14 protein-coding genes and 1 pseudogene are annotated in these 15847 nt (G+C 41.7%); 13 read left to right on the top strand and 2 right to left on the bottom strand.

Annotated features, from left to right (window positions below):
• Positions 1 to 125: 125 nt before the first annotated feature.
• The gene (locus tag K7X70_RS18280) at positions 126 to 548 is read right to left on the bottom strand and encodes a c-type cytochrome (RefSeq protein WP_062549530.1); all 423 of its coding nucleotides are present in this window, start codon (positions 546 to 548) and stop codon (positions 126 to 128) included.
• A gap of 2 nt (positions 549 to 550) precedes the next feature.
• A complete protein-coding gene (locus K7X70_RS18275; protein WP_222538431.1) occupies positions 551 to 1204 on the bottom strand; it encodes an SCO family protein in 654 nt (217 codons plus the stop codon).
• Positions 1205 to 1399: 195 nt separating this feature from the next.
• Here K7X70_RS18275 and K7X70_RS18270 point away from each other — a divergent pair, with 195 nt between their 5' ends.
• From K7X70_RS18270 to K7X70_RS18210, 13 genes and pseudogenes are all read left to right on the top strand, one after another.
• Complete coding sequence (locus K7X70_RS18270) at positions 1400 to 2017, top strand: GNAT family N-acetyltransferase (RefSeq protein WP_222538430.1); 618 nt, start codon at positions 1400 to 1402, stop codon at positions 2015 to 2017.
• A complete protein-coding gene (locus tag K7X70_RS18265; protein ID WP_368388867.1) occupies positions 2017 to 3180 on the top strand; it encodes a M20/M25/M40 family metallo-hydrolase in 1164 nt (387 codons plus the stop codon). Before K7X70_RS18270 ends, K7X70_RS18265 begins: the two co-directional genes overlap by 1 nt.
• A gap of 10 nt (positions 3181 to 3190) precedes the next feature.
• Positions 3191 to 4522 carry a sigma-54-dependent transcriptional regulator gene (locus K7X70_RS18260; protein WP_222538429.1) on the top strand — a complete coding sequence of 444 codons (1332 nt, stop codon included), beginning with the start codon at positions 3191 to 3193 and terminating at the stop codon, positions 4520 to 4522.
• A gap of 270 nt (positions 4523 to 4792) precedes the next feature.
• Positions 4793 to 4870, top strand: coding sequence for a K(+)-transporting ATPase subunit F (gene kdpF / locus K7X70_RS18255; RefSeq protein ID WP_082461871.1), 78 nt, complete (start codon positions 4793 to 4795; stop codon positions 4868 to 4870).
• Positions 4871 to 4879: 9 nt separating this feature from the next.
• Positions 4880 to 6598: a potassium-transporting ATPase subunit KdpA gene (gene kdpA / locus K7X70_RS18250; protein ID WP_222538428.1), complete on the top strand. Its 1719-nt coding sequence runs from the start codon at positions 4880 to 4882 to the stop codon at positions 6596 to 6598.
• Positions 6599 to 6690: 92 nt separating this feature from the next.
• A complete protein-coding gene (gene kdpB / locus K7X70_RS18245) occupies positions 6691 to 8724 on the top strand; it encodes a potassium-transporting ATPase subunit KdpB (protein ID WP_222538427.1) in 2034 nt (677 codons plus the stop codon).
• A 45-nt stretch (positions 8725 to 8769) separates the two neighbouring features.
• Positions 8770 to 9336 (top strand): K(+)-transporting ATPase subunit C, encoded by a 567-nt coding sequence (locus tag K7X70_RS18240; RefSeq protein WP_222538426.1) that lies wholly within the window; start codon positions 8770 to 8772, stop codon positions 9334 to 9336.
• Between the two features lie 231 nt (positions 9337 to 9567).
• On the top strand, positions 9568 to 10638 hold the full coding sequence (locus tag K7X70_RS18235; RefSeq protein WP_222538425.1) for a porin: 1071 nt from the start codon (positions 9568 to 9570) through the stop codon (positions 10636 to 10638).
• Between the two features lie 252 nt (positions 10639 to 10890).
• Positions 10891 to 12018, top strand: a complete 1128-nt coding sequence (locus K7X70_RS18230; RefSeq protein ID WP_222538424.1) for a sensor protein KdpD — start codon at positions 10891 to 10893, stop codon at positions 12016 to 12018.
• Between the two features lie 93 nt (positions 12019 to 12111).
• Entirely contained in the window at positions 12112 to 13866 is a 1755-nt protein-coding gene (locus K7X70_RS18225) for a HAMP domain-containing sensor histidine kinase (protein WP_222538423.1), read from the top strand.
• 209 nt (positions 13867 to 14075) lie between these two features.
• Positions 14076 to 14240: pseudogene (locus K7X70_RS24575) on the top strand (hypothetical protein); the annotation flags it as partial.
• 70 nt (positions 14241 to 14310) lie between these two features.
• The gene (locus K7X70_RS18215; RefSeq protein ID WP_222538421.1) at positions 14311 to 15315 is read left to right on the top strand and encodes a beta-ketoacyl-ACP synthase III; all 1005 of its coding nucleotides are present in this window, start codon (positions 14311 to 14313) and stop codon (positions 15313 to 15315) included.
• Between the two features lie 72 nt (positions 15316 to 15387).
• Entirely contained in the window at positions 15388 to 15774 is a 387-nt protein-coding gene (locus tag K7X70_RS18210; protein ID WP_222538759.1) for an acyl-CoA thioesterase, read from the top strand.
• The last annotated feature ends 73 nt before the right edge of the window (positions 15775 to 15847 follow it).

Here is a 15847-nt window from a genome sequence, read left to right as displayed (position 1 = left end):
GCAAAACGTAGGTCAGAAGCGTTAAACCTATCTCACCATTATAGCTTTCTAAGCAAAAAGGCTGAATTTTCTAACGTTAGAAAATTCAGCCTTTACGATTAAAAACAGGAGTTATAAAAGAAAACCTATTTACACTTTTTAAGGTCTTCGTTGGCCTGTTCAAGAGGATACATCCCTTGTTTATTTCCAAATGAATTGGTGATGTAGACCACGATCTTTGCAATGTCTATATTGCCCAGCGTCTGGAAATCGGGCATTTTCTCTTCATACTTCTTGCCATGAATCGTAATGGGCTCAGACATTCCGTTTTTAATAAAACAAGCCAGCTTATTTCTATTTTCTTTTAGAAAAACAGTATCGGTAAGTGGTGGGGCAAGAGCGCCGAGGCCTTCACCTTTAGCACCATGGCAATTTTGACAATATTTGATATAATAGTCTCTTCCGCTCACATAATACAAATCTTGAGTAACCTGATCCGCACTTTGGCAGGAGTAAATCATCATGATGAACGTGAAAAGTACGGGGATTGAAATCAGTAATTTGCGCATGGTTATTTTTTATCTTCAGCAAGTAAAACGGCCACATCTTTCTTAAGCTGTGCAACTTGTTTATCGTCAGTGCCATCATAAGCACCACGAATACGTTTGTTCTTATCGATCAGCATCAGCCATCCCTGGTGAATATAACCATCTTTATTGGTGCTGTCTTCAATTACCGCTACCAAATAATCTTTTTCTGCAATTTTATAAATGCTGTCTTTTGAACCATATACAAACTGCCATTTAGGACCGTCTACCCCCAGCTTCTCCGCGTATTTTTTTAATACAGATGGCTTGTCGTATTTAAAGTCGATGGTATGAGATAGAAACATCACCTCCGGATTTTCTTTATACTCCTCAAAAATGGTTTTCATATTTCTGTGCATCGTCGGACAAATCGTAGTACAGGAAGTAAAGAAGAAATCAGCGATATAGATTTTGTCTTTGAAAGTATCATTATTGATCAAAACGCTATCCTGATTTAAGAAACTAAAGGCAGGAATAGTTTTATAAACCGTATCCACACCCATTGAACCATCTGCATTTTTTACAGTGACCGCTTCTCTGGGCCCGAGAATAGGCAGTTTTTTAGTATCCTGACAGGAAGAAACGAAGAGAGCAAGCGCAAATAGAAATGTAGTAGGAATGGAAAACTTTAGCTTCATAATTTTTTGATTATAGAATTTCGGTAAAGGTAACTAAAATGAAATTAACCCTTCCATTCTGGTAAGGTTTACTATTGACATCAGAACGTCATGAAATTAATATTCCTGCCTTAATCAACGTTAAAACCCAGTTTCGTTGATTTTTCCTGCTTAGGCACCGACTTTGAACAGGGCTTTGGTAAAATTAGAATACTAATGGAAAATCCAATGATCTTTGTGCGTATTGCTACCATAAATGATATAAAATACGTAGATGAAATAATTCAGGAAACGGAATCCTCTGCTATTGCCCGTGGATCGGGCATTTCAAAAAGAACGCCAGAATCGCTTGCACAGAAGATGAGGGATGAAAAAGCCGTGATCGCGGTAACCAGTACTGGGGAATGGGTAGGTTTCGCCTATTTTGAAACCTGGGAGAATGACCAGTTTATTTCCAACTCCGGACTAATTGTTGCCCCTAAATTCAGGAAGTCTGGCGTAGCCCGAGCTATAAAAGACCGTGTTTTCAAAATCTCCAGGAGAAGGTATCCTCAGGCAAAAGTGTTTAGCATCACCTCTGGAATGGCCATTATGAAAATGAATACCCAGCTTGGCTTTGAGCCGGTCACCTTTGCAGAGATTACCCATGACCCAAATTTCTGGGAAGGCTGTAAAAGCTGTGTCAACTATGACGTATTGGAAGGCAAGAAAAAATGCAATTGCCTGTGTACCGCCATGCTATTCGACCCTGAAAAGATAAAACAGGTACAGGAGCCGGAATTTCCCACCGAATCCTATCAACGATATTTTTCTAAAACTAATCTTCCTTCCTAATGAAATCAATGATGAACACCCATAACGAAAATCACAATGGCCAGATGCCAGACCTGTATACTTTAAGTGATGAGCCACTGGAGCTATTAAAAAAAATGATTGCCACACCTTCTTTTAGTGGTGAAGAGCAGGATACTGCCGACCTGATCGAGGCTTTCCTACACAAACACCATGTTTTTACTTTTCGCAAGCGCAATAACATCTGGTGCTACAATAAGAATTTTGATCCTGCAAAACCTACTTTGCTGTTAAATTCTCACCATGATACGGTTCGGCCAACGAAAGCCTACCATTTCAATCCTTTTCTTCCTTTTATGGAGGAAGGAAAATTATATGGCCTGGGCAGTAATGATGCAGGCGGCTGTCTGGTTTCTTTGATTGCTGCTTTCCTTCATTTTCATGAATTCGAAAACCTACCTTATAACCTTTGTCTGGCGGCAACAGCAGAAGAAGAGACGTCTGGAGAATATGGGTTAAAATCTATTCTCCCTGAACTTCACAACATTGCTTTTGCCATCGTTGGAGAACCTACACAAATGGAAATGGCAGTCGCAGAGAAAGGATCTATGGTATTAGATTGTACCAGCTTCGGAAAACCAGGACATGCTGCAAGGGAAGAGGGCGACAATGCCATTTATAAAGCATTGCAGGACATTCAATGGTTCTCGGACTTTATTTTTCCTATTGAAGGAGATCTGCAGAGCCCGGTTAAAATGACTGTGACCGAAGTTCATGCCGGTTTACAGCACAATATTGTGCCTGGGGAATGCGATTTTACTGTAGACATCCGTTTTACCCACAGCTGGACGCCAAAAGAAATTTTAACTACGATTCAAAACCATACGAACTGCCAGGTTAAAGTAAGGCCAAATGTGATGAAACCATCTTTTATTGATGGTTACCATCCTTTAGTCATGGCAGGTAAAGAAATTGGGAAATCAACGTATTGCTCTCCAACCAGTTCCGATCAGGGCTGGCTGGAAGTGCCTTCCTTAAAAATGGGACCCGGTGATTCTGCCAGATCGCATACCGCTGATGAATTTATTTATGTTGAGGAAATCAGGTCTGGAATTGTGACGTATATTTGGATGCTGGAAAATTTATTTAGCCACCATGACCGTAAGAAGAACTTAGTTGTGTCAGATAATTATTATAATTGCTGAAATTTACGATATGCAAGACACCGTCCTAATCATTGATGACGAGAAAAAGATCTGCAGCCTTCTGGCCAGGATTATTGAGCTGGAAGGATTTAAGGTGTTTCAGGCTAACACCGGAAAGGAAGGATTGAAAACCCTCTCCATGCAGGATGTGAATGTCGTGATCAGCGATGTGAAGCTACCTGATTTCAACGGCGTAGAACTGGTAAAAGAAATCAAAAAGATCAAACCTTACGTAGAAGTGATTAACCTGACTGCTTTTGGAACCATTTCGGATGGGGTCATGGCCATGAGGAACGGTGCTTTTGATTACATCACCAAAGGTGATGACAATGATAAGATCATTCCACTGGTTTATAAAGCAATGGACAAAGTGAAACTTCAGCGCAGGGTTTATGAGCTGGAGCATAAAATCAGCAAAAAATATAGCTTTAGCAGCATCCTGGGACAATCGAAGGCCATGAAAGAGGCGTTAGACCTGGCGCAGAAAGTTGCTGGTACAGATACCACAGTGCTTTTACTGGGTGAAACGGGTACTGGCAAAGAAGTTTTTGCACAGGCAATCCATTATGAAAGCCTCAGGAAAAATAAACCTTTTGTGGCGCTGAACTGCAGCGGATTTAATCCGGAGCTTTTAGAAAGCGAGCTGTTTGGGTACAAACAAGGTGCATTTACGGGTGCCAACAAGGATAAAAGAGGTTTATTGGAAGAAGCCCATGAAGGAACTTTATTCTTAGATGAAATCGGAGAGATGAACCTGGATTTGCAAGCCAAGCTTTTGAGGGTATTAGAAAATCAGACTTTCATCAAGCTGGGGGATACACAAACCAGTAAAGTTAATGTCAGGATTATTGCAGCTACCAACAGGGGCTTGAAAGAAGAAGCCGATGCAGGAAGGTTTAGATTGGACCTGTATTACCGACTTTCTGTGTTTTCTATCGAGCTGCCAAACCTAGCGCAAAGGAAAACCGATATCATGATGATTGCCAGGCATTATTTAAAGGAGTTCGCCGCGAAAGTGAATAAACAAGATTTTACGATGGATGAGCAATTTTCTGAGCTGCTGATGAAGCACGTCTGGAAAGGGAACATCAGGGAATTAAAAAACGTGATGGAAAGGGTCGTGATTCTCGCAGATGGGAATGTGGCTACCGCCAATTTGCTGCCTTATGAGTTCCACACAGAAGTTCAGGAAGAAGATTCTATGAAAATGCAGGTGATGGAAAAGCAGCACATCAATAAAGTATTAAAACATACCCGAGGTAATAAAACGGAAGCCGCCAGACTATTAGGGATCGGTTTAACCACCCTTTACCGCAAGATGGAAGAGTTTAAAATCAGCTAAACTGATCAATAACCAGCCATTCATTATGATAAAAAACCCTTCCATTTTGGAAGGGTTTTTTTATTTACAATATTTTTATTTTGCTGAAAAACCGTTTTATTTATTGATAATCAGCGTTTTGTGTGTTGGTCTGCTCTTTTGGTATATAGATTGGCATAGCCCGGTCAAAACAAACCATATGATGTTAACATTCGCATTATTACTTGCCCTGCTCCTGATGGTCTGGGTATTCTACAAATCAATCGACTGGTTCGAAAAAATCTAAAAATTATGATCGCATTATTCATTATCGCAATCGCAGTATTTATCTACATGGTATACGTGCTGATTAAACCCGAAAAATTTTAATTAATTGTTATGAACACTGAATTACTAGGTATCATTGCCACCTACGCCCTAACCTTGCTGATCGGAATACCTCTGGGTATCTATTTGGCAAAGATGTTTGCAGGTGAGAAAGTCTGGACTGACTTTCTAAAACCCCTTGAAAAAGGAATCTATAAATTATCCGGAATTAACCCGGATGAATCAATGAATTGGAAACAGCACATGAAAGCGCTGTTGATGATCAATATGGTCTGGTTGGTTTATGGTTTTTTTGCACTGATCTATCAGGATAAATTGCCATTAAATCCAGACGGCAACCTTGGCCAATCACCGGATCTTGCCTTTAACAGTATCATTAGTTTTGTGGTGAACTGTAACCTGCAGCATTATTCAGGGGAAAGCGGAGCCACTTATTTCACGCAGCATTTTGTATTTATGTTCTTACAATTTGTGAGTGCCGCTACAGGTATCGCTGCTGCAGTAGTCTTATTTAAAGCATTCAGAGATAAAACAACGACTAATCTTGGTAACTTCTGGGTATTCTTTACCCGCTCAATTACCCGTTTGCTATTGCCACTTTCTGTGGTTGTCGCCATTATTCTTGCCTTTAACGGTACCACTACCAGTTATGAAGGTAAAGACCAGTTTATTTCATTGCAGGGAGATACGGTACATGTTTCCCGTGGTCCGGCAGCAGGTTTTGTAGCCATTAAACATTTAGGTACAAATGGTGGTGGCTGGTTTGGGGTCAATGGCGCGCATCCATTGGAAAATCCAAACTACCTCAGCAATATGGTGGAAGTAATTTCACAGGTGATCATTCCAATTGCCATGGTTTTCGCTTTCGGGTACTTTATCCGCAGGAAGAAAATGGCCTGGGTGATCTTCGGGATCATGACTTTGGGGATGATGTTATTACTCGTTCCAACGGTCATTTCAGAAACTGGAGGCAGTCCGAATATTGCAAAAATGGGCGTTAGCCAGCTCACAGGAGCGATGGAAGGGAAGGAAGTCCGGTTTGGACCTACCGCCACAGCCTACTGGAGTACGGTAACAACGATTATTTCTACCGGCTCGGTCAATTCGATGCACGATAGTGCCATGCCTTTAACCGGGATGTATCAATTGATTGCCATGATGATGAACTGCTTTTACGGTGGTTGTGGTGTGGGGATACTGAACTACTTCATCTTTATCATTATTGCCGTATTCATTTCAGGATTGATGGTGGGTAGAACACCGGAATTCCTCGGACACAAAGTAGAAGCCAGGGAGGTTAAAATTGCTTCCATCATTGCGCTTTTGCACCCTTTTATTATCCTGGTAGGGACGGCACTTGCCGCTTATACGGTGACTAATTTTCCGGATGCGGATTGGCTGGTGAAACCGGCAAGCTGGTTAAATAATCCAGGTTTCCATGGTTTCTCTGAGATGCTGTATGAAAATACTTCAGCAGCGGCAAATAATGGATCTGGCTTTGAGGGTTTGGGTGATAACAACGTCTTCTGGAATGTGCTGACTGGTTTTGTGTTGATCCTTGGACGTTTCCTTCCCATCATTGGTCCGGTAGCTATTGCTGGATTACTGGCCTCGAAGAAATACATTCCTGAATCTGCGGGTACTCTAAAAACAGATACGTTAACGTTTGGGGTGATGACGTTTGTGGTCATCGTAATCATTGCTGCACTTGCCTTTTTCCCTGCGCTCACACTTGGTCCCTTAGCCGAACATTTTAGCATGGTCAAGTAAGCAAACCACATTAGGTCATCCATAAAAAACAAAAATATGGTGATGAAATGATCCTTTGATCGCCTTCTCACCATTGAAAACAAAAGATTGTAATGAAAAATAAATCCAACATATTATTTGAACCTGCTTTAGTGAATACTGCATTAAAGCAATCATTTATCAAACTTGATCCGCGTTTGATGATCCGGAATCCGGTAATGTTTACCGTAGAGATTGGAACATTTGTGATGCTGTTCGTCACCATTTATTCCATCAGTAATTCCAGTCAGGGTTCCTTCGGATATAACTTTGTAGTGTTCCTGGTACTGTTATTAACGGTTTTGTTCGCCAATTTTGCAGAGGCGATTGCCGAAGCCAGAGGTAAAGCACAAGCAGATAGTTTACGCAAAACCAGAGAAGAAACACCTGCAAAAGTGGTAATGAGCGATGGTACCATTGTAGTTCGCTCTTCCAATCAATTGAAAAAAGGAGATGTGTTTTTCTGTGAAACAGGAGATACTATCCCAACAGATGGAGAGATCATTTCAGGAATTGCCACTATCGATGAATCAGCAATTACAGGAGAATCTGCTCCGGTAATCCGTGAGTCTGGTGGTGATAAATCATCGGTCACTGGTGGTACAAAAGTACTGTCAGATCAGATTAAAGTGCAGGTGAGCACTGCTCCCGGAGAAAGCTTCCTGGATAAAATGATCGCTTTGGTAGAAGGCGCTTCCCGTCAGAAAACACCAAACGAGATCGCTTTGACGATTTTACTAGCCGGTTTTACCTTGGTATTTATCATTGTATGTATCACTTTAAAACCATTTGCTGATTACTCCAATACGCCGATTACGATTGCTTCTTTCATCGCACTTTTTGTATGTCTGATCCCAACAACAATTGGCGGTTTGTTATCGGCAATCGGTATTGCGGGAATGGACAGGGCTTTAAGGGCTAATGTGATCACCAAATCAGGTAAGGCTGTAGAGACTGCAGGTGATATTGACGTGTTATTATTAGATAAAACCGGAACAATTACCATTGGTAACCGTAAGGCTACGAACTTTTACCCAACTGCTGGGATCATCATTAAAAGCTTTACCGACGCCTGTGTGTTGAGTTCTTTAGCGGATGAAACTCCGGAAGGAAAGTCGATCGTTGAGCTGGCAGCAGCACAGGACCCTAAACTCATCACTACTGCTCCTGAAGGTTCGAAATTCATCAAATTTACCGCAGAAACGAGATCTAGTGGTTTAGATACTCAGGATGGCAGACGCATTAGAAAAGGTGCTTTTGATTCGATCAGAAACATCGTGCTTTCCGCGGGAAATCCTTTCCCAATGGACATTGAAGAGCAGGTGAAAAGAATTGCCAGCAATGGGGGGACGCCGCTTGTGGTTTCAGAAAACGAACAGGCTTTAGGTGTCATTGAACTGCAGGACATCATTAAACCAGGGATCTCCGAGCGTTTTGAGCGTCTGCGTAAAATGGGGGTAAAAACAGTCATGGTGACTGGTGATAATCCATTAACGGCGAAGTTTATTGCGCAGAAAGCGGGTGTAGATGATTTTATTGCGGAGGCTAAGCCTGAGGATAAAATGAATTATATCAAAGAAGAACAGGCATTGGGCAAACTAGTTGCCATGATGGGTGATGGTACCAATGATGCACCGGCACTGGCTCAAGCAGATGTAGGTGTGGCCATGAACAGTGGTACTCAAGCCGCAAAAGAGGCGGGTAATATGGTGGACCTGGACAATGACCCAACCAAACTGATCGAAATCGTTGAAATTGGAAAACAGTTGTTGATCACCAGAGGAACCCTGACTACTTTTTCTATTGCCAATGATGTGGCGAAATATTTCGCCATCGTACCTGCTTTATTCATCGTGTCGATTCCTGCTTTACGCAGTCTGAATATTATGAATCTGCACAGTCCGGAAACGGCCATCTTATCTGCTGTGATATTCAATGCAATCGTGATTCCTTTATTGATTCCGGTTGCTTTACGCGGGGTGTCCTATAAGCCAATTGGCGCTAGTGCTTTGTTACGCCGCAACCTGCTGATTTATGGAATTGGAGGCGTAATCGCTCCATTTATCGGGATAAAATTAATTGATATGGTGATTTCCCTGATGGCCTAATCGCATTTTAAAAAGATCACATAAAATATTAAAATACACATTGTCATGAAAAAATACATCATACAATCACTTAGATTAACCGGAGTACTGATGGTACTGCTTTGCATCATTTATCCATTAACTATTGCCTTCATCGGGAAGTTTACCCCTGGTGAAGGTGGTGGCGAAAAAATCACTAAAAACGGTCAGGTGGTGGGGTATGCTTTAATTGGCCAGTCCTTTACAAAACCAGAATATTTCTGGGGCAGACCTTCTGCTGTAGGTTACAATGCGGCAGGCTCGGGAGGTTCGAACAAAGGAACAACAAATGAGGAGTATCTAAAACAGGTCTCTGAGAGAATTGATACCTTATTGAAATACCATCCTTATCTGAAAAAAGCAGATATCCCTGCGGATATGGTGACCGCTTCCGGAAGTGGATTAGACCCTAATATTTCTGAAACCGGGGCCATTATGCAGATTAAAAGAATTGCGGCTTACCGTAAACTAAGCGATAGGACCGTAGCGGAATTGGTAGTGAAAAATACCGAAGGCCCATTGTTCGGTCTATTCGGTCCATCAAAAGTGAATGTGCTCAAATTAAATGTTGCCCTCGATGAGTTAAAGAAATAAGTATCCCTCCCGATTGTGCTGCCTGAACTAAACGCGTTTGCCAAACCACAAGGTTTGGCAGCCCGACGGGAAATTAGGCTTAGAAAATCTGGAGTTCATCAAAAAACAAACAAAACAAGAGGCGGAAAGGGGCCTATGTAAATCCCTTAAATGAAATTACAAATGAAGGCGATCAGCAGCTTTTACAATAAGCTGCTGAAAGCTTCATCACAGATAAAAATAGAGATATCAATGAAAAAATTAATAGCATTATCAGCTGTATTAGGCACTGCCATTTGTTCTTATGGTCAGGAAGAACCCAAGATTAAAGTCTCAGGTTATGTAGAAACGTCTTATGGTTATGATTTCAACAGACCTTCAGATCACAACAGACCGGGGTTTATTTATTCCCATAACCGCAGCAATGAAGTAGCCCTGAACTTAGGGTTCATTAAAGCGGCTTACGACAATGGTGCTGTACGTGCAAATATGGCCATTATGGCCGGTTCTTATGCCAACGCAAACCTGGCCGCTGAGCCTGGTGTACTGAAAAATATTTATGAAGCAAATGCAGGGGTTAAGCTGTCAAAAACTCAGAACTTATGGATCGATGCAGGGGTGTTCTCCTCACACATCGGTTTTGAAAGTGCCGTATCAAAAGATTGCTGGGTATTGACCCGGAATATCTCTTCTGAAAATACGCCGTATTTTGAGACTGGTGCGAAAATCAGTTACGGAACTGCCGATGGAAAGTTTAGCGCAACGGTGCTTTACTTAAACGGATGGCAGCGCATTACCCGTCAAGATGGAAATTCAAAGCCTGCCGGAGGGCTGCAGCTGACCTGGAAACCTACGGATAAGATCACGGTCAATTATAGCAATTACTTAGGGTCGGAAGGTGCAGATTCGATACGTGTTCAGCGTTTTTACCACAATGTATACGGGATCTTCCAGGTCACAGATCATTTAGGTCTGACGCTTGGATTTGATTATGGTACACAGCAAAAAGAGAAAGGAAAATCTGCGAAAAATGAAGTGCTTTCACCGGTAGCTATCGCTCAGTATCGCTTTAACCCAAATTGGGCAGTAGCAGGAAGAGTAGAATATTATGAAGATAGAAACGGAATGCTGATCGCTACCGGAACCGCAGAAGGATTTAAAACAACCGGATATTCTTTAAATCTTGACTATGCGCCGGTAACGAATGCAGTGGTTAGATTGGAAGGAAAACTGTATGATAGCAAAGATAAAATCTTTACACGCCGCTCATCCGCGGTAAATTATAATGCCGCAGTGACTGCAAGTATTGCTGTCGCTTTTTAAAATCAGAGTTGATTTGAATATGTTCATCATTTTGTTGCTCAAAATTGGCAGATTTCCCCTTCCTGTCCCTTTCGTGATTTCAAAATGATGAACGTGTTTATGAAAAATATAATGCAGCTATTCATGAGAAAAAGAAATTATAGTACCACCGCTGTTAAACGAATCCCCTTGCTAAGTGTTGCTTTGCTATTGGCGATATTGTTGTGGTATTTGATAGATCAAGCCTACGTGATTATTAAATGGTAAGCCCAGATGGAAGAGCATAAACCTAGCGCAGTAAAAGATTTTATAGACCTCGTAAAGCGTTCCCGGACGGGGAAATTTAAGGTCTATATCGGTATGAGTGCAGGGGTAGGAAAAACCTATCGGATGCTGCAGGAATCTCATGCATTGTTAAAAAACGGGATAGACCTGCAGATTGGCTATGTAGAAACGCATAACCGCGCAGAAACACAGGCCTTGCTGGAAGGTATTCCCATAATTCCGAGGCGTAAGATCTTTTATCGAGGAAAGGAGCTGGAAGAGATGGACCTGCAATCTATCTTGAATATCCATCCCGAAGTGGTGATTGTAGATGAACTGGCACATACCAATGTGGAGGGGAGCAAAAATACGAAACGCTGGCAGGATGTAATTGATATTTTAGAAGCTGGAATCAGTGTGATCTCTGCTGTCAATATTCAGCACCTGGAAAGTATGAATGCGGAAATTGAAAAAATTACCGGCATTGCCATTACCGAAAGGATCCCTGATAAAATATTAGAATTTGCTGATGAGGTGGTCAACATTGATTTGACCGCTGATGAACTGATTGACCGTTTAAAAGCCGGTAAAATATATGATGAGAGTAAGATTGCCCGGGCATTGGGGAATTTTTTCCAGTCGGAAAAGATACTGCAGCTTCGGGAAATGGCTTTGAAAGAGGTGGCTCATCGTCTGGAAAGAAAGATTAATCTGGAAATTCCTAAACAAATCAAATTAAGACCAGAGCGATTTCTGGCCTGTATATCCAGCAACCATGAAACGGCGAAGACGGTGATCCGGAAAACCGCAAGACTGGCTTCTTATTACAATTCTCCCTGGATTGTGCTGTATGTGCAGAATAGCAGCGAGGGCGGTAATAGAATTAAGTTAGATTTGCAGCGGCATTTGATCAATAATTTTAAGCTGGCGACAGAGCTTGGCGCAGAGGTGATCAAAGTGAAAAGTGAGGAGATAACGCAAACCATCATGCGGATTGCAGATGAAAAAGAGGTGACCACAATTTGTATTGGAAAACCGCATTTAAATATTTTTCAGATCGTATGGAGAACAGCTATTTTTAACCAGCTTTTAAAACACATTTCAACCACAGAAACTGATCTTGTGATTTTGTCTTAATGGGGTAAGCCCCATTCCATGCAGGTCACTGGCACAATATAAAATAGAAGGACAATTTAAACAGCATATCATGCTTTATAACAACAAACAGTCATGAAAATTAAAACCAAACTCCGCCTTGGATTCGGATTCCTATTCCTGGTGGTACTCTTTTTTGGGGCAATTTCTTTGTTTTACATGAATCAGATTTCATTGAGTTCAAAGGTGATCCTGAAGGATAATTATGAAACATTGAGCTATACCAGTAGAATGCGAGCGGTACTGGACGAACAGCCTTTGCCGCTTACCGGTGCTACCAGGCAGGAGTTTGAGCGTTACATGGCTATGGAGGGAAAAAATATAACGGAAAAAGGAGAGGGAGCTGCAGTTTCCGCTCTGGGGCAGGCCTATCAGGCAATGATGCTTCCAGGTGCTACTGAAGATCAGGTTCATCAGGCCGTTACCGCATTAAGGGCGGAATTGAGAAAGATTGATCAACTGAATATGGCGGCGATTGTGCGTAAAAATGATGCCGCCCAAAAAGCCGTGGAAAAAGCCGCGCTGTATGTGATTTTTACCGCTTCTATCTGCTTCCTGATCCTATTCTCTTTTATCGTGAATTTCCCCGGTTTCGTAGCGAATCCTTTGAAGGAATTTTCTGAAGCCATCCGCGAAATTTCACGTAAAAACTACAAACAGCGCCTGGAATTTAATGGCACTGATGAGTTTTCAGAACTGGCAGTTTCCTTTAATGCGATGGCCCAGGAATTGAATAAATGGGAGAATAGCAACCTCTCCAAAATCCAGTCTGAAAAGCTAAGGATTGAAGCGATTATAGAGCAGATGCAGGACGCCATTATCGGTTTAAATGAGAAAAAAGAAATCCTTTTTTTCAATAAGGTCGCTGCTGAACTCTTAAACCTGAATGGGGCGGAAGTGATCGGTAAAAATGCGCAGGAACTGATGAAAAAGAATGACCTGCTCAACCGGATTCTTCAGGATAAACCAGCAGAGAAAACCATGAAGATTTATGCAGATCAGAAAGAGTCCTATTTCCAGCTGGAAAAAAGAGAAATTACTGTTCCCAGCTACGAAGCGGATAATGATGTGGCGATGTCTCAAACGGGAAAAACAGCGGGAGAGGTGTATATCTTAAAGAACATCACGCAGTTTAAAGAACTGGATGAGGCAAAAACCAATTTTATCGCTACGGTGTCCCATGAGCTTAAAACGCCCATCTCTTCTATAAAAATGAGCTTGAAATTGATGGATGATGAGCGGGTAGGTGTGATGAATGTGGAGCAAAAAGAACTGGTGCAGCACATCAGGGAAGATTGTGGAAGGTTATTGAAAATCACCTCTGAACTTTTAGACCTGGCACAGGTAGAAACGGGCAATCTGCAATTGAATTTTGTGAAATCTGATCCGCGTAAGATTGCGATTTATGCTATGGATTCGGTACGCTTCCAGGCAGAGCAAAAAACTATTGAACTGGAGCTGATCAGCAGGAATAACCTGCCGAAAATCTATGTAGATGTAGAAAAAACAGCCTGGGTATTGGTCAATTTTCTTTCTAATGCACTCCGCTATAGCTCTGAGAAGTCTAAAGTGGTAATTCAGGTGATTGAAAATGCGGGACATATTGAATTTTCTGTACGTGATTTTGGAAAAGGAATTGAAGAGGTTTATCAAAAAAGATTGTTCGATAAGTACTTTCAGGTACCTACAGACGGCAATAATAAATCTGGATCAGGATTAGGCTTAGCAATTTCTAAAGATTTTATAGAGGCAGAAGGGGGTAAGATCTGGGTGGAAAGTGCCTTAGGAGAAGGCAGTAGGTTCTGTTTCTCTCTGCCTGTTGCACTTTAACCTATTAAATGAGAAAAAAATCATAGACTAATAGGTTATTTTGAATTTAATGACCGTATTCAGAAAATGAGGAATAAGAATGCGGAGCTGAACACCAGATAGAAGCTCGCGCTTAGGTCGGCTTATTCGGCGTGTGTACTGGTTTTAAATGGCTAAGTGGCATATCGTCAGTCGTTTGTGGTTGTGTTTTGTAAAGGCTTTCATCAAAAGAAGAGCCGGTTTTACTGCTTAAAAAAGTGCTTGTACTGCGTATTGCAGACCAACTTTGCGGGAATCCGGATTGCGGTTTGCAGACCAGACCCGGGGAGGAAACAAAAAAAGCACGAATAGAAATGCCCGCAGCTGCAAAAGTACTGCGGGAATATGTTGGATAAGCCGTAACTTTGCAAAAAAAATATAACAGGCATCGGTATACTTGCCTGTTCAATACATACAGCACACAGAATGAGAATACGTAAAAATGCGGTGATAACCGGAGTTGGTGGTTATGTTCCGGAAACTGTTTTGAGCAACCATGATCTGGAAACAATGGTGGATACCAACGAAGAATGGATCGTGTCCAGAACCGGAATCAAGGAGCGGAGAATAGTAAATGATGCGAGTATAGCCACTTCGGATATGGCTACAAAAGCCTTGATGAGGTTAATGGAAGATGGGAATGTGAATCCGGATGATATAGACTGTGTGATTGTATCTACATCCACTCCGGATTACGTGATGGTTTCTACGGGGAGTATGGTGTGTGAAAAAGCAGGATTGAAAAATGCCTGGGGTATTGATACCAACGCCGCCTGCAGTGGTTTCCTTTATGCCCTGACCTTAGGTGCAAGTATGATTGAAAGTGGCCGATGCAAACGCGTAGTGGTCATTGGTGCTGATAAAAACAGTTCGATCGTAAACTATAAAGACCGCAATACCTGCATTCTTTTTGGTGATGGTGCCGGAGCGGTTTTATTAGAACAAACAGAAGAAGAAGTAGGATTAATTGATAGTTATTTCAGAACTGATGGCAGCGGTAAGGAAAATCTTATTGTTACTGCTGGTGGATCTAAACACCCTGCATCACAGGAAACCTTAGATCAGAAATTGCATTATGTGCGCCAGGATGGACGTGTGGTGTTTAAAGCCGCAATCCAGGGCATGACAGATACTTGTAGGGCAATCTTAAAAGCAAATGATCTGGACATCAAACAAATCAACTACCTGATTCCTCACCAGGCAAATTTAAGAATCATTCAGGCCGTAGGAGATCAGCTGAACTTAACGGAATCACAAGTAAAAGTAAATATTGAGCGTTACGGAAATACTACTGCTGCTACTATTCCATTGGTTTTATGGGATTTTAAAGATGATTTCAAGTACGGTGATAAGCTATTGCTAACCGCATTTGGCGCTGGATTCTCATGGGGTGCTACCTATTTAAAATGGGGCAAACTGAGAGGAAAATAGGATCTCCCTGCGGGGAAAATGATTAAAGAAAATCAAATGACAGTACAAGATAATATTACCACAGAAAATAGCATTACCGTAGAAGATAGAATTAAGGCTTCTGAGACACGCATTTTTAAAGCGGTGTTTCCCAATACCACCAACCACTACGACACCTTATTTGGCGGAACAGCCATGCACATGATGGACGAGGTGGCTTTTATCACCGCTACGCGTTTCAGCAGGCAGATTATGGTGACGGTAAGCAGCGACAGGATTGACTTTAAAAAGCCTATTCCTGCCGGAACCATTGTGGAGCTGATAGGCACCGTTACACATATCGGAAATACGAGCTTGAAAGTGAGAGTCGAAATATATATAGAGCAGATGTACTCCGAAGAACGTGAAAAAGCGGTGACTGGAGAATTTTCATTTGTAGCGATCGATGAACATAAGAAACCGATTAAAATATTAAAATAATTCATGGAAAAGCAGGCTCTGGTCTGCTTTTTTTATGCTTTTAATGGGTAAATCCCCGGATTTGTTCCTTATC

The sequence above is a fragment of the Pedobacter polysacchareus genome, assembly GCF_019802255.1.
GTDB classification, from domain to species: Bacteria; Bacteroidota; Bacteroidia; order Sphingobacteriales; family Sphingobacteriaceae; genus Pedobacter; species Pedobacter polysacchareus.
This window is presented reverse-complemented; position numbering and strand designations above follow the sequence as displayed.

Coding starts and splice junctions, on each gene's coding strand:
- K7X70_RS18280 (WP_062549530.1), bottom strand. CDS start 548: ATGCGCAAATTACTGATTTCAATCCCCGTACTTTTCACGTTCATCATG.
- K7X70_RS18275 (WP_222538431.1), bottom strand. CDS start 1,204: ATGAAGCTAAAGTTTTCCATTCCTACTACATTTCTATTTGCGCTTGCT.
- K7X70_RS18270 (WP_222538430.1), top strand. CDS start 1,400: ATGGAAAATCCAATGATCTTTGTGCGTATTGCTACCATAAATGATATA.
- K7X70_RS18265 (WP_368388867.1), top strand. CDS start 2,017: ATGAAATCAATGATGAACACCCATAACGAAAATCACAATGGCCAGATG.
- K7X70_RS18260 (WP_222538429.1), top strand. CDS start 3,191: ATGCAAGACACCGTCCTAATCATTGATGACGAGAAAAAGATCTGCAGC.
- kdpF (WP_082461871.1), top strand. CDS start 4,793: ATGATCGCATTATTCATTATCGCAATCGCAGTATTTATCTACATGGTA.
- kdpA (WP_222538428.1), top strand. CDS start 4,880: ATGAACACTGAATTACTAGGTATCATTGCCACCTACGCCCTAACCTTG.
- kdpB (WP_222538427.1), top strand. CDS start 6,691: ATGAAAAATAAATCCAACATATTATTTGAACCTGCTTTAGTGAATACT.
- K7X70_RS18240 (WP_222538426.1), top strand. CDS start 8,770: ATGAAAAAATACATCATACAATCACTTAGATTAACCGGAGTACTGATG.
- K7X70_RS18235 (WP_222538425.1), top strand. CDS start 9,568: ATGAAAAAATTAATAGCATTATCAGCTGTATTAGGCACTGCCATTTGT.
- K7X70_RS18230 (WP_222538424.1), top strand. CDS start 10,891: ATGGAAGAGCATAAACCTAGCGCAGTAAAAGATTTTATAGACCTCGTA.
- K7X70_RS18225 (WP_222538423.1), top strand. CDS start 12,112: ATGAAAATTAAAACCAAACTCCGCCTTGGATTCGGATTCCTATTCCTG.
- K7X70_RS18215 (WP_222538421.1), top strand. CDS start 14,311: ATGAGAATACGTAAAAATGCGGTGATAACCGGAGTTGGTGGTTATGTT.